We start from the raw sequence: 13,192 nt of genomic DNA, 5'->3' as shown, positions 1-13,192 counted from the left end.
ACATCCCTAGACTCCCCGCGACGGGGGCAATTCGGGGGACAACTCAGTGGGGCATGGAGTGCCGGAACTCGTACTGGAATCAAACGGACGTACCTGGACGCTCGATCCGTCCAGGTCATACACCCTCGGACGCGATCCGCAGGGCGACCTCGTCTTCGACGACGCCAGGGTTTCCTGGCGCCACGCCACGGTCAGTTTCAACGGCCGCAGTTGGGTGATCGAGGACCACGGCAGCACCAACGGCACGTTCGTGCAGGGCCAGCGGATCCACCACGTGGAACTCGCCGCCGGCACGTCGGTGAACCTGGGCAACGCCACCGACGGCCCGCTGCTGAACCTCTCCGGCGCGGCCGCCGCGGTGGCTCAGCAGCCGCACGCCGCGCAGGCCGCCAACCCGGCCTGGGGCCACCCGCAGACGCCGCAGGCCGACTGGCAGCAGCCGCCCCAGCCGCAGGCCGCGCAGCCCCAGGCCCCGCAGGCCGACTGGCAGCAGCAGTCCGCCCCGGGCATCCCGCAGCAGCAGGGCCCGGCACAGCACACGCCCGGCGGAGTCGCGGGGGCGCCGCCGGTGTACGGCGACCGCAGCCCGACCACCTTCCACCAGTTCTCGCTCGGCCGCGTGATGCGCATCGGCCGTGCCCTGGAGAACGAGCTGGTCGTCTCCGACCTGCAGGTCTCCCGGAACCACGCCGAGTTCCACGCCACGCCCGACGGGCGCATGGAGATCCGCGACCTCGGCTCGCACAACGGCACGTACGTCAACGGCCAGCCGATCCCCAAGGGCGGCTCGCAGCTGCTCGGCCCCACCGACATCGTCGGCGTCGGCCACTCCACGTTCCGGATCGTCGGCGACCGGCTGGAGGAGTTCGTCGACACCGGCGAGGTGTCCTTCTCCGCCCGCCACCTGACCGTCACGGTCGACGGCGGCAAGCAGATCCTCAAGGACGTCTCGTTCGGCGTGCCGGAGAAGTCGCTGATCGCGGTCATCGGCCCGTCCGGCTCCGGCAAGTCCACGCTGCTCAAGGCGCTGACCGGCTACCGCCCCGCCGACCAGGGCGAGGTGCTGTACGACAACCGCAACCTGTACAAGCAGTTCGCCGAGCTGCGCCAGCGCATCGGTCTGGTCCCGCAGGACGACATCCTGCACAAGGAGCTGACCGTCAAGAAGGCCCTGAAGTACGCGGCCAAGCTGCGCTTCCCGGCCGACACCACGACCGCCGAGCGCAACGCCCGTATCGACGAGGTGCTGCGCGAGCTCAAGCTCGACATCCACAAGGACAAGAAGGTCACCTCGCTCTCCGGCGGCCAGCGCAAGCGCGTCTCGGTCGCCCTGGAGCTGTTGACCAAGCCGTCGCTGATCTTCCTGGACGAGCCGACCTCGGGCCTCGACCCGGGCATGGACCGCGACGTGATGCAGCTGCTGCGCGGCCTCGCCGACGACGGCCGCACCGTGCTCGTCGTCACCCACTCGGTGGCCGAGCTGGCGATCTGCGACAAGCTGCTGGTGATGGCGCCGGGCGGCTCGGTCGCCTACTTCGGGCCGCCGGAGGAGGCGCTGAACTTCTTCGGCTACGACACCTGGGCCGACGTGTTCTCCGCCTTCGAGAACTACCGCGACTACGACTGGGCGGGCCGCTGGAAGGGCTCGCAGCACTACCAGATGTACGCCGCGGACCTCGACGCCGTCGCCCCGCAGGCCGTACAGGTCCCGCCGATGCAGGCGATGAAGCCGCCGAAGCCCCAGGGCTGGATGTCGCAGTGGGGCACGCTCGTGCGCCGCTACATGTCGGTGATCGTCTCCGACCGCGGCTTCCTGGCGCTGATGGTGATCCTGCCGGCCGTCCTCGGCGCCGTGAGCCTGCTCATCGACCACGACCGCGGGCTGCTGCCCAACCCGGTCAACCCGCAGAGCGGCCGGATCATCCCCAACGGCACCGCGACCACGGTCCTGCTGATCCTCGCGGTCGGCGCGTGCTTCGCCGGCGCCGCCAACTCCGTCCGTGAGCTGATCAAGGAACGGGTGATCTACGAGCGGGAGCGCGCGACCGGACTGTCCCGGTCGGCGTATCTGATGTCGAAGGTCTTCGTGCTGGGCCTGATCACCGTGTTCCAGGGCCTGCTGGTCGGCGTGATCGGCTTCGCCAGCCGGGAGATCCCCCAGAAGGGCCTGGTCCTCGGCGGCGCCACGCTGGTCGAGCTGTCCCTGCCGATCATGGCGCTGGGCTTCACCTCGATGATGTTCGGCCTGATCATCTCCTCGCTGGTGAAGACCGCGGAGAAGACGATGCCGCTGCTGGTGATGTTCGCGATCATCCAGGTGGTGTTCACCGGGTGCCTGTTCAGCCTGCACGGCTCGATCGGCGTCAACGAGTTCTCGTATCTGATGCCGTCGCGCTGGGCGGTGGCCGCCGCCGGTGCCACCCTGGACTTCAACAAGATCAGCCCGCCGGAGAAGGCGGGCGAGACCGACCCGCTGTGGGACCACACGGTCGGCGCCTGGGGGCTGGACATGGTCGCGCTGATCGCGCTCGGCGTGGTCTGCGGCATCTTCGTGGCGCGCTTCCTGCGCCGCCACGAGCCGGAGGTCATGCGCAAGTAGGCCGTACGACCCCGAAGGGCGGCACCCCGTCAGGAGGGTGCCGCCCTTCGGCGTCTGTGCTCGCGAGATCCGTGTCTTCGCGAGACGTCGCCTGTGCGTGAAGAGGTCCGCGCCGACCTCAGTACGCGCTGTTGACGTTGTCCATCGAGCCGTAGCGGTCGGCCGCGTAGTTGCAGGCGGCGGTGATGTTGGCGACCGGGTCGTAGATGTTCCAGGACGTGCCGGGGACGTGGTACGCCTTGAAGGTCGGCGGGATCACCTGGAGCAGGCCCTTGGACGGGATGCCGTTGATGGCGTTGATGTCCCAGTCGTTGATGGCCATCGGGTTGCCGGAGGACTCCCGCATGACGTTGCGGTGGATGCCGGAGTAGCTGGCCGGGATCTTGTGCTTCTTCAGGATGTCGAGCGACTGGCGGATCCAGCCGTCGAGGTTGTTCGGGTAGCTCTTGACCACGTGCGGCTTCAGGGCGGGGCGCTTGGCGGCGCGGCTCGCGGCCTCCTTGGCCTTGCGGACGGCCTCGGCCTTCTTGGCGGCCTCGGCCTTCTTGGCGGCGGCGGCCGCCTTGGCGGCAGCGGCCTTCTTCGCGGCGACGGCCTTGGCGACGGCGGCCTTCTGAGCGGCCTCGGCCTTCTTCTGGGCCGCGATCTGCTGCGCCTTGAGGTCGGCGCTGGCGAGCTGGTCGGTGATGCTCGCCTTGACGTCCTTGATCTGCTCGGTGCTGTAGGCGACCTTCGCGGGCGCTGCGGCCTCGCTGGTGACGGCCGTCTTGGTCTCGGCGCTGCTGGGCACCGCGGACATGGCGATCGCGGCGGCACCGAGGACGCCGACACCGGCGACCGCGATCTTGTGGTGCTTGGTCAGCGAGCGACTATAGAGACGGGTGGAGAAGTTCTTGGGCATGCGTAACGGACCTCTTCGAATAGCGCGGAGGTCGCTCACGTCCGGCGGGGGACTACGGGCACTTCCCGCACGAACGCCGCGGACGGTGAGCCCGCGGCGCTGAGCGACGAAGCAATTCTTAGCGGCCGCAAAATCGCGTGGCAAAGGTGTGACGTACGAAGCCAGGTAGTGGATCAGGTAATGGCAAAACGGGACAGACTGGACTGTCTGTGCCGTTCATGTGGGGGTGCTTGTCCTCCTAATCCCCTTCGTACGTGATGTGGGCCCTATGCGCGGGCTCACACCGGCGGCCGGCCGGTCTCACGGCCAGTTGCGTCAGCAATGCAGTGTGTGAGGGCCCTCGCACGGGCCGGAGGTGTGGTGGGCGAGGAGCGGCTGGTCCCGCTCCGCATGCGCGTAGCGGCCATAGGGAGGCACCCGCAGGCGCGCGCCCCCGCACGCGCACGCGTAGCCCGTCGGCCGTCCGGCTCGCGCAGTTCCCCCTCCCGTCGGCCGCGTCCCCGCGCGTGGAGGCCCCCTGACGACGGACTGGTCCAACCGGCAGGGCCTACGTCCCGAGTCCCAGGCGGCGGCCGCCACTGGTCGGATCCGTGATGTCCGGCCCCGCCGGTACCGTGAGGTCATGAGTCACGGTCCCCGGTCCGGCCTCGCCGCGGTGAGCGCCGCGCTGCTGGCCATGAGCAGGCATCTCGAGGTGCGCGACGTCCTGAAGACGATCGTCGCCTCGGCCCGCGAGCTGCTCGACGCGCAGTACGCCGCCCTCGGCGTCCCGGACGACCACGGAGGGTTCGCCCAGTTCGTCGTCGACGGCATCAGCGAGGAGCAGTGGAAGGCCATCGGCCCGCTGCCGCGCCAGCACGGCATCCTCGCGTCGATGCTCCAGGAGGCCAGACCCGAGCGCCTCGCCGACGTGCGCAAGGACCCTCGCTTCGAGGGCTGGCCCTCCGCCCACCCCGAGCTCGCCGACTTCCTGGGCCTGCCCATCCGCGACGGCGACGAGGTCATCGGAGCGCTGTTCCTGGCCAACAAGAACTGCCCCAGGGCAGCGGGACGGTGCGGCTTCACCGAGGAGGACGAGGAACTGCTCGCCCTCCTCGCCCAGCACGCGGCGATCGCCCTGACCAACGCCCGCCTGTACGAACGCAGCCGCGAGCTGACCATCGCCGAGGAGCGCTCCCGCCTCGCCCACGAATTGCACGACGCGGTGAGCCAGAAGCTGTTCTCCCTGCGCCTGACCGCCCAGGCCGCCGCCCGCCTCGTCGACCGCGACCCCGCCCGCGCCAAGGGCGAGCTGCAGCAGGTGGCGGCCCTCGCTGCCGAGGCTGCGGACGAACTGCGCGCCGCCGTCGTCGAGTTGCGCCCCGCGGCGCTCGACGAGGACGGCCTCGTCGCCACCCTGCGCACCCAGATCCAGGTCCTCGACCGCGCCCACTCCGCCCGCGTGACCTTCGCCGCCCGCGGCATCCGCGCCCTGCCCTCGTCGCAGGAGGAGGCCCTGCTGCGCGTCGCCCAGGAGGCCCTGCACAACGCGCTGCGGCACGCCGCTGCCGAACACGTCGACGTCACCCTGGACCGCCTCGGCCCCGGCGCCGTCCTGCGCGTCACCGACGACGGCACCGGCTTCGACCCGAAGGCGATACGCCGCGCCGGACGCCACCTCGGCCTGGTCTCCATGCGCGACCGGGCGGACGGCGTCGGCGGCAGGCTGACCGTGGAATCGGCGCCCGGCAAGGGCACCACGATCGAGATGGAGGTCCCCGGTGGCTGACGCAATCAGGGTGCTGCTCGTCGACGACCACCAGGTCGTCCGCCGGGGCCTGCGCACCTTCCTGGAGGTCCAGGACGACATCGAGGTGGTCGGGGAGGCCGCCGACGGCGCCGAAGGCGTCGCCCGCGCCGAGGAGTTGAAGCCGGACATCGTCCTCATGGACGTCAAGATGCCCGGCATGGACGGCGTGGAGGCCCTGCGCAGGCTCCGTGAGCTGGACAACCCCGCGCGCGTGCTCATCGTCACCAGCTTCACCGAACAGCGCACGGTGGTCCCGGCCCTGCGCGCAGGCGCCGCCGGGTACGTCTACAAGGACGTGGACCCCGACGCGCTGGCCGGCGCCATCCGTTCCGTGCACGCCGGGCACGTGCTGCTCCAGCCCGAGGTCGCCACCGCGCTGCTCTCCCAGGAGGAGACGAACTCCGGGCAGGGCAGAGGCGGTTCGCTCACCGAGCGGGAGCGTGAGGTGCTCGGTCTGATCGCGGACGGCCGCTCCAACCGCGAGATCGCCCGCGCGCTGGTCCTGTCCGAGAAGACGGTGAAGACCCACGTCTCGAACATCCTGATGAAACTCGACCTGGCGGACCGCACCCAGGCCGCGCTGTGGGCCGTTCGTCATGGTCTGTACGGATGATCGGCAACTCGGAAGGTTCCCTTCCGGACTGAGATTCATACCGTCGTGGGAATGTCCCCCGGATGGCGTATCCCGTCGTGGATCTCCGCCGTTCTCCAGTGCGTGCTGCGGCGACTGCCGCGGCAATCGCGAGGAGGGCTTTGAAAGTGAAGAACCTGAAGAAGGCAGCGGCCGTGACGATGGTGGCCGGCGGACTGATCGCCGCCGGTGCGGGCATGGCCTCCGCCACCGAGGGCGCGCACGCCGACGGCAAGGCCGTGGGCTCGCCGGGTGTCGTCTCGGGCAACGTCATCCAGGCCCCGGTCCACGTGCCGGTCAACGTCGTCGGCAACAGCGTCAACGTCATCGGCGCGCTGAACCCGGCCTTCGGCAACCTCGGCCTGAACCACTGACATCTCCGACCACCGTCGGTGCCTCGCCGGCCTCCCGGGCACATCCGGGAGGCCGGCGCACATCCGGACCGACGCCACCGCGATCGTGCAGGCCCCCCCGCCAGGGGCAGCCCCGCGACGCAGACCGGTCACCAGGCGACGCACCCCGCTGAGCCGACCTCCCAGCACCGCCGGGCGGAAGGGCGAACGCTCACCGCGCCCTCCAGCCGCGCCGCAGGCTCACCGCTCCCGCTCCTCCACATACGCGTTGTACGCGGCCACCTGCGCCCGCCGGGCCACCCGCTCCACCGGCCGCAACGCCTCCGCCCGCGCGAACATCTCCCCGGCGCTCACCGCACCCCCGTGCCCCTTCTCCGACGCCAGCGACACCAGCATCGCCACCCGCTGCGCCAGCTCCAGCACCCGCACCGCCCGCGGCGGATACCCCGGCGCCAGTACCTCCCGCCCCCGCTCCGCCCGCGCCCGGTACGCGTCGATCGCCGCCTGCGCGACCGGCCCCGACCCGGCGACGTCCAGCCGCGTCAGCGCCGCCGTCGCCTCCCGCAACGCCTCCGCCAGCTCCCGCTCGGCCTCACCCAGCGACGGCACATCGGCCGGCGGAGCCTCCCGCACCGGCAGGCAGTGCCAGACGACCTCCACATGCACATCACCGTCGGGCCCGGCCTCGTACACCTCGGGCACCAGACCCAGCGCGCCCCCGTGACAGACCACCGCCTCCTCGGCCTGAAGTGCCCGCTTGTTGAACTCCGGCGGACCGCTCAGTCCCAGCGGATGCCCCGGCGCCGGCAGCGCGACGCGCAGCCCGCTCACCCCCAGCGACCGCAGCCGTCCCAGCGCGAGCGTGAGGCCGACCGGAGCCGACTCACCCGGCAGTCCCTCCACCCGGTGCACCGCGTCCTCGCCCACGATGGCGAGCACGGCGTCATCCGGAGAGGCAAGTCCGGCAAGAAGGGCATTTCCCCAGGCGGCAAGGCGGCCGGCGCGCGGTTCCACGAGCATGCCCCCCACCCTAAGGACCGGACCGATGGAACGGCTCGCCCGGCCGGTGGCGTAGATTCGTTCAGGGCCGCGCCCACCGGCGCGGCGAACAGAGCCACAGGCGTACGCGAGCCGAGACCGGCCACACTGCAAGGGGAGACAACGCGCTCATGAGCGATGTTCTGGAGCTTCAGGACGTATCCGTGGTCCGCGAGGACCGGGCGCTGGTGGACCAGGTCTCCTGGTCGGTCAAGGAAGGCGAGCGCTGGGTCATCCTCGGCCCGAACGGCGCCGGCAAGACCACCCTCCTCAACGTCGCCTCCAGCTACCTCTACCCCAGCAAGGGCACCGCCACCATCCTCGGCGAGACCCTCGGCAAGCCCGGCACCGACGTCTTCGAACTGCGCCCCCGCATCGGCATGGCCGGCATCGCCATGGCCGAGAAGCTCCCCAAGCGCCAGACCGTCCTGCAGACCGTCCTCACCGCCGCCTACGGCATGACCGCCAGCTGGAACGAGGACTACGACGAGATCGACGAACGGCGCGCCCGCGCCTTCCTCGACCGCCTCGGCATGAGCGACTACCTCGAGCGCCGCTTCGGCACCCTCTCCGAGGGCGAGCGCAAGCGCACCCTCATCGCCCGCGCCCTGATGACCGACCCGGAACTGCTGCTCCTCGACGAGCCGGCGGCCGGCCTCGACCTCGGCGGCCGCGAGGACCTGGTGCGCCGTCTGGGCCGGCTGGCCCGCGACCCGATCGCCCCCTCGATGATCATGGTCACGCACCACGTCGAGGAGATCCCGCCCGGCTTCAGCCACGTCCTCATGATCCGCCAGGGCAAGGTCCTCGCCGCCGGCCCGCTGGAGCTCGAACTCACCTCCCGCAACCTCTCCCTGTGCTTCGGCCTCCCGCTCGTCGTCGAGCGGCTCGGCGACCGCTGGACCGCCCAGGGCCTGCCCCTGTCCTGACCCCGTGCGCCCCGCCCGGCGCCCTGTCGGCAACCGGACCGGCGGCCCTACGATTGCCGTGTGAACGACATCGACGCATGGGTGTGGTGGCTCGTCGGTGCGGCAGCGCTCGGAATCCCGCTCGTGGTCACCGCGATGCCGGAGTTCGGGATGCTCGCCGTGGGCGCCGTCGCCGCGGCGGTCGCCGCGGGCTTCGGCCTCGGCGTCGTCGTCCAGGTGCTCGTCTTCCTCGCCGTCTCGGTCGCCCTCATCGCGGTCGTCCGGCCCATCGCGGCCCGGCACAGCCGCCAGCGCCCCCAACTCGCCACCGGCATCGACGCCCTGAAGGGCCGGCAGGCCGTCGTCCTCGAACGCGTCGACGGCTCGGGCGGCCGTATCAAGCTCGCCGGGGAGATCTGGTCGGCCCGCGCCCTCGACACCCACCACGCCTACGAAGTGGGCCAGGAGGTGGACGTCGTGGACATCGAGGGGGCCACCGCGATCGTCATGTGACCTCGTACGACGCGACAGACGAGGACCCGGCACGGACTCGGCGGAACACCCCACGAGCCCTCCGACGGTCTGTCAGACTCGACCAGCAAGATCTTCAACAGCCATAAGATCTTCCGAAAGCGCCGAGGCGGAGAAGGGTACGGGCAGCCACGATGGAACCGGTCATCATCGTCCTGATCATTCTGGTGGTGTTGGTCTTCATCGCCCTGATCAAGACCATCCAGGTCATTCCACAGGCGAGCGCCGCCATCGTGGAGCGCTTCGGCCGCTACACGCGGACCCTGAACGCGGGCCTCAACATCGTCGTCCCGTTCATCGACACCATCCGCAACCGCATCGACCTGCGCGAACAGGTCGTCCCCTTCCCGCCGCAGCCGGTGATCACCCAGGACAACCTGGTCGTCAACATCGACACGGTCATCTACTACCAGGTCACCGACGCCCGCGCGGCCACCTACGAGGTCGCCAGCTACATCCAGGCCATCGAACAGCTCACCGTCACCACGCTGCGCAACATCATCGGCGGCATGGACCTGGAGCGCACCCTCACCTCCCGCGAGGAGATCAACGCGGCCCTGCGCGGCGTCCTCGACGAGGCCACCGGCAAGTGGGGCATCCGCGTCAACCGCGTCGAACTCAAGGCGATCGAACCGCCCACCTCCATCCAGGACTCGATGGAGAAGCAGATGCGCGCCGACCGGGACAAGCGCGCCGCGATCCTCCAGGCCGAAGGTGTCCGGCAGTCCGAGATCCTGCGCGCCGAGGGTGAGAAGCAGTCCCAGATCCTGCGCGCCGAAGGTGAGGCCAAGGCCGCCGCACTGCGCGCGGAGGGCGAGGCCCAGGCCGTCCGCACGGTCTTCGAGGCCATCCACGCCGGCGACCCCGACCAGAAGCTGCTGTCCTACCAGTACCTGCAGATGCTCCCGAAGATCGCCGAGGGCGACGCCAACAAGCTCTGGATCGTCCCCAGCGAAATCGGCGACGCCCTCAAGGGCCTCTCCGGCGCGATGGGCAACTTCGGCGCCATGGGCGGCGGTTCGGGCAACGGCGGTTCGGGCAACGGCGGCGGCTCGGAACGCCGCGAAAAGCCGTCGATCGACTGAGAGCACGGGAAACGCAACGTTCCCCGCACCCACCTACAGGGCCGCGGGGCCGTGTCGACATGCGGCTGCCGCCGCGCGGGCGCGACAAGCCACGACGAATCCCGCGGCCGGCAACGTACACAAAGCCCTACGGCGAAGAGTCAGGCCGCATCCCGGGCCAGCCACCCGGGAAGAGCGGCAAAATCATCCGCCCCCAGCGTCAGCAGCATCGCATCGGCCGGCGTCGGCTCGAACGGCTGCCGAAGCAACCGCATCCCCGCCTCTTCCGGCGTCCGGTCCGCTTTGCGGTGATTGTCCTCCGCACACGCGGCCACCGTGTTCAGCCACGTGTCCTGCCCACCGCGCGACCGAGGCACCACGTGGTCCACGGTCGTCGCCCTGTGCCCGCAGTACCCGCACCGGTGCCGGTCCCGCACCAGCACACCCCGCCTCGACCACGGCGCTTGTCTTCGGAACGGCACCCGTACGTACCGGCACAACCGGATCACCCGGGGCGCGGGTATGTCCACATCGGCACCGCGCATACGCAGCTCGGGATGGGCCTGTTCGACGACCGCCTTGTCCTGCAGCACCAGAACGACGGCTCGGTTCAGCGTCACCGTCGACAACGGTTCGAAGCTGGCGTTCAGAACGAGCGTGTCCCGCATCAAGCCCACCTCCCGTGTGCACCGGCCCACCCCCCGGCGGGCTTGGATCAACTCTGGACGGGCGCGCCGAGATGGACAACGCAATAAAAATGCCCGCCTCCGATCACTTCCAAGACCAGAGGCGGGCAAACCTTCCGTGAACGTCAGGCTTGGGCGGGCTCCTCGTACTCACCGATCAGCTGCGCCCGCCCGATCGTGTGGAACCGCAGGTTGAAGCCGACGGCGGCAGGAGAGGCGTCGGAATCCGGACCGAGCTTCTCCTGGTCCACGGCGTACACCGTGAACACATACCGGTGCGGTCCGTCGCCGGGCGGCGGCGCGGCACCGCCGAAGTCCTTCGAGCCGTAGTCATTGCGCACGTGGACCGCACCCTCGGGCAGGCCCTCGAACTTGCCGCTGCCCGCACCCGCAGGCAGCTCGGTGACCGAGGCCGGGATGTCGAACACTGACCAGTGCCAGAACCCGCTGCCCGTCGGGGCGTCCGGGTCGTAGCAGGTCACGGCGAAGCTCTTGGTCTCCGGCGGGAAGCCCTCCCACCGCAGCTGCGGCGAGGTGTTGCCCTTCGCGTAGACCTGGGCGTCCTTGAGAGTGGCACCCTCCTGGACGTCCTCACTCGTGACCGTGAAGGACGCCACGGGCGGATGGAAGTCGTGGGGGAGCGGCCGCCTCTTGAGCTCGGTCACCTCGGTACCTCCTGATCGCTTGCGTTCAGTCGTTCCGAGCCTAGAACCAGTTCCGCTTGGAGCCGACCTCGGACAGCCACTGGTTGAGATACGCCGCCCAGTCGGTCCCCTGCCAGTCGTTCAGACCCACCTGGAAGGACCGGTAGGTGTCGCTGCCCTCACTGAACAGACCCGGCTTCTTGTCCATCTCCAGAACCACGTCCATGCCGTGTCCGTCGGCGACGAAGCTCAGCTCCACCTGGTTCAGACCGCGGTACTGCGACGGCGGGTAGAACTCGATCTCCTGGTAGAACGGCAGCTTCTGCCGCGTACCCCGGATGTGGCCGCGCTCCATGTCCGCGTCCTTGAAGCGGAAGCCCAGCTGGATGAACGCGTCCAGGATCGCCTTCTGCGCCGGCAGCGGATGCACGTTGATCGGGTCCAGGTCGCCGGAGTCCACGGCCCGCGCGATCGCCAGCTCGGTGGTCACCCCGATGTGCATCCCGCGCAGCGCCTGCCCGTCGATCATGGTGACCGGCGTCTCCCAGGGGATCTCCAGCCCGAACGGCACCGCGTGCACGGCGCCCGCCTGCAGCTCGAAAGCGCCGCCGAGCCGCACCTTGGTGAACTCGATGTCCTGCTTGTACTCCTGGTCGCCGCTCTCCACCTCGACCTTGGCCTGGAGCCCCACCGACAGACCCTCGATGTCCTGGCTGACGGACCCGCCCTGGATCCGCACCTCACCCTGGACCACGCCACCCGGCACCACGTTCACCTCGGTCAGCACCGTCTCGACCGAGGCCCCGCCGGCCCCCAGGCTCGCGAGCAGCTTCTTGAACGCCATGGCTCTCCTCACCTACATACGACAACTACATACGACTGCGACGACGGCGACTGCGTCCTTGATCCCTACAAACGCGATCCGGCCGGGACCGGTTCCGGGCCCTCACCCTGGCAAGCCGCACGCCCCCTGGCCACCCCACCGCACCGGCCGACTCCAGTACGCTCGGAGGGCATGATCGCGAGCCCCGACCGTACGCCCCTGCCACGCGCCTTCTTCGACCGGCCCGTCCTCGAGGTAGCGCCCGACCTCCTCGGCCGCGTCCTCGTCCGCACCACCCCGGACGGCCCGATCGCCCTGCGCCTGACGGAGGTCGAGGCCTACGACGGCCCGAACGACCCCGGCTCCCACGCCTACCGTGGTCAGACCGCCCGCAACAGCGTGATGTTCGGTGAGCCCGGTCATGTGTACGTCTACTTCACCTACGGCATGTGGCACTGCATGAACCTGGTGTGCGGCCCTGTGGGACGAGCCGGCGCTGTCCTGCTCCGCGCCGGTGAGATCGTCGAGGGCGCCGAACTGGCCCGCACCCGACGCCTGTCGGCCAAGAACGACAAGGAGTTGGCCAAAGGCCCCGCCCGCCTCGCCACGGCCCTGGACGTGGGCCGGGCCCTGGACAGCACGGACGCCTGCGCGGAGGGCGAGACCCCGCTGCGGATGCTGACGGGTACGCCCATCCCTTCCGACCAGGTATGCAACGGCCCCCGCACCGGCGTCGCCGGCGAGGGTGGCAATGGCGACGTCCACCCCTGGCGCTACTGGGTGGCCAACGACCCGACGGTGAGCCCGTACCGGGCGCACGTCCCGAGGCGGCGCCGCAGTTGACGCAGCACGCGAAGGTGCGTAATGTGGCCCGAGCCGCTGAACCGGGTACGGCGATCGCCTGCAGCCGGAGCGGCCAACCCACTACCTAGCTACAGCCCCTCGGCGGGGTCGATTCTGGTGCGTCCGCGTACCCGAATTCGAACTCGTGAGGCTCGATTATGAGTCGCCGAGAGAATGAGCTAACGTAGTGAATGTCGAAAGGGCGGACGGCGAAAGCCGAAAACCCCGAGACAGTGCCAATATCCCGCTAGCGCGGGGTGGCGCCGACCGGAAATCGGATCCGAAAGGATCTGATAGAGTCGGAAACGCAAGACCGAAGGGAAGCCCGGAGGAAAGCCCGAGAGGGTGAGTACAAAGGAAGCGACCGTTCCTTGAGAACTCA

At 69.8% G+C, this 13,192-nt stretch carries 13 protein-coding genes; 8 read left to right on the top strand and 5 right to left on the bottom strand.

The window, feature by feature from the left end; all coding sequences use genetic code 11:
- Positions 1-58: 58 nt before the first annotated feature.
- Positions 59-2,599 (top strand): ABC transporter ATP-binding protein/permease, encoded by a 2,541-nt coding sequence (locus AC0B9F_RS35095; protein ID WP_472009440.1) that lies wholly within the window; start codon positions 59-61, stop codon positions 2,597-2,599.
- 118 nt (positions 2,600-2,717) lie between these two features.
- Here AC0B9F_RS35095 and AC0B9F_RS35090 read toward each other — a convergent pair whose 3' ends face one another.
- The gene (locus AC0B9F_RS35090) at positions 2,718-3,500 is read right to left on the bottom strand and encodes a transglycosylase SLT domain-containing protein (protein ID WP_472009439.1); all 783 of its coding nucleotides are present in this window, start codon (positions 3,498-3,500) and stop codon (positions 2,718-2,720) included.
- Between the two features lie 622 nt (positions 3,501-4,122).
- On the opposite strand from AC0B9F_RS35090, the gene AC0B9F_RS35085 reads away from it, so the two are divergent.
- The 3 genes from AC0B9F_RS35085 (at position 4,123) to chpE (ending at position 6,294) form a co-directional block, all read left to right on the top strand.
- A complete protein-coding gene (locus AC0B9F_RS35085) occupies positions 4,123-5,268 on the top strand; it encodes a GAF domain-containing sensor histidine kinase (protein WP_472009437.1) in 1,146 nt (381 codons plus the stop codon).
- Entirely contained in the window at positions 5,261-5,902 is a 642-nt protein-coding gene (locus tag AC0B9F_RS35080; protein WP_472009435.1) for a response regulator, read from the top strand. The genes AC0B9F_RS35085 and AC0B9F_RS35080 overlap by 8 nt, the downstream gene beginning before the upstream one ends.
- 146 nt (positions 5,903-6,048) lie before the next feature.
- Positions 6,049-6,294 (top strand): chaplin ChpE, encoded by a 246-nt coding sequence (chpE, locus tag AC0B9F_RS35075; RefSeq protein WP_472009434.1) that lies wholly within the window; start codon positions 6,049-6,051, stop codon positions 6,292-6,294.
- Between the two features lie 219 nt (positions 6,295-6,513).
- Here the strand turns inward: chpE and AC0B9F_RS35070 are convergent, their stop codons facing one another.
- Positions 6,514-7,293 (bottom strand): hypothetical protein, encoded by a 780-nt coding sequence (locus AC0B9F_RS35070; protein WP_472009432.1) that lies wholly within the window; start codon positions 7,291-7,293, stop codon positions 6,514-6,516.
- 149 nt (positions 7,294-7,442) lie between these two features.
- Between AC0B9F_RS35070 and AC0B9F_RS35065 the strand changes: the two genes are divergently transcribed.
- From AC0B9F_RS35065 to AC0B9F_RS35055, 3 genes are all read left to right on the top strand, one after another.
- Positions 7,443-8,240: an ABC transporter ATP-binding protein gene (locus tag AC0B9F_RS35065; protein WP_472009431.1), complete on the top strand. Its 798-nt coding sequence runs from the start codon at positions 7,443-7,445 to the stop codon at positions 8,238-8,240.
- Between the two features lie 60 nt (positions 8,241-8,300).
- Positions 8,301-8,732 carry an NfeD family protein gene (locus AC0B9F_RS35060; protein ID WP_472009429.1) on the top strand — a complete coding sequence of 144 codons (432 nt, stop codon included), beginning with the start codon at positions 8,301-8,303 and terminating at the stop codon, positions 8,730-8,732.
- 152 nt (positions 8,733-8,884) lie between these two features.
- Positions 8,885-9,835, top strand: a complete 951-nt coding sequence (locus AC0B9F_RS35055; protein ID WP_472009427.1) for an SPFH domain-containing protein — start codon at positions 8,885-8,887, stop codon at positions 9,833-9,835.
- 140 nt (positions 9,836-9,975) lie between these two features.
- On the opposite strand, the gene AC0B9F_RS35050 is transcribed toward AC0B9F_RS35055, so the two are convergent.
- The 3 genes from AC0B9F_RS35050 to AC0B9F_RS35040 all read right to left on the bottom strand — a co-directional run bounded on the left by AC0B9F_RS35050 (position 9,976) and on the right by AC0B9F_RS35040 (position 11,988).
- Entirely contained in the window at positions 9,976-10,482 is a 507-nt protein-coding gene (locus AC0B9F_RS35050) for an HNH endonuclease (protein WP_472009426.1), read from the bottom strand.
- 143 nt (positions 10,483-10,625) lie between these two features.
- Positions 10,626-11,165 carry a YbhB/YbcL family Raf kinase inhibitor-like protein gene (locus AC0B9F_RS35045; RefSeq protein ID WP_472009424.1) on the bottom strand — a complete coding sequence of 180 codons (540 nt, stop codon included), beginning with the start codon at positions 11,163-11,165 and terminating at the stop codon, positions 10,626-10,628.
- A 40-nt stretch (positions 11,166-11,205) separates the two neighbouring features.
- Positions 11,206-11,988, bottom strand: a complete 783-nt coding sequence (locus AC0B9F_RS35040; protein WP_472009422.1) for a sporulation protein — start codon at positions 11,986-11,988, stop codon at positions 11,206-11,208.
- A 171-nt stretch (positions 11,989-12,159) separates the two neighbouring features.
- On the opposite strand from AC0B9F_RS35040, the gene AC0B9F_RS35035 reads away from it, so the two are divergent.
- Positions 12,160-12,810 (top strand): DNA-3-methyladenine glycosylase, encoded by a 651-nt coding sequence (locus AC0B9F_RS35035; protein WP_472009421.1) that lies wholly within the window; start codon positions 12,160-12,162, stop codon positions 12,808-12,810.
- Positions 12,811-13,192 lie beyond the last annotated feature (382 nt).

The sequence above is a fragment of the Streptomyces sp. NPDC097129 genome (genome assembly GCF_055668065.1).
Note: the sequence above shows the minus strand (reverse complement) of the source record. Positions and strands in the feature narration are given on the sequence as shown.

Coding starts and splice junctions, on each gene's coding strand:
- AC0B9F_RS35070 (WP_472009432.1), bottom strand. CDS start 7,293: ATGCTCGTGGAACCGCGCGCCGGCCGCCTTGCCGCCTGGGGAAATGCC.
- AC0B9F_RS35065 (WP_472009431.1), top strand. CDS start 7,443: ATGAGCGATGTTCTGGAGCTTCAGGACGTATCCGTGGTCCGCGAGGAC.
- AC0B9F_RS35050 (WP_472009426.1), bottom strand. CDS start 10,482: ATGCGGGACACGCTCGTTCTGAACGCCAGCTTCGAACCGTTGTCGACG.
- AC0B9F_RS35055 (WP_472009427.1), top strand. CDS start 8,885: ATGGAACCGGTCATCATCGTCCTGATCATTCTGGTGGTGTTGGTCTTC.
- AC0B9F_RS35090 (WP_472009439.1), bottom strand. CDS start 3,500: ATGCCCAAGAACTTCTCCACCCGTCTCTATAGTCGCTCGCTGACCAAG.
- AC0B9F_RS35040 (WP_472009422.1), bottom strand. CDS start 11,988: ATGGCGTTCAAGAAGCTGCTCGCGAGCCTGGGGGCCGGCGGGGCCTCG.
- AC0B9F_RS35035 (WP_472009421.1), top strand. CDS start 12,160: ATGATCGCGAGCCCCGACCGTACGCCCCTGCCACGCGCCTTCTTCGAC.
- AC0B9F_RS35085 (WP_472009437.1), top strand. CDS start 4,123: ATGAGTCACGGTCCCCGGTCCGGCCTCGCCGCGGTGAGCGCCGCGCTG.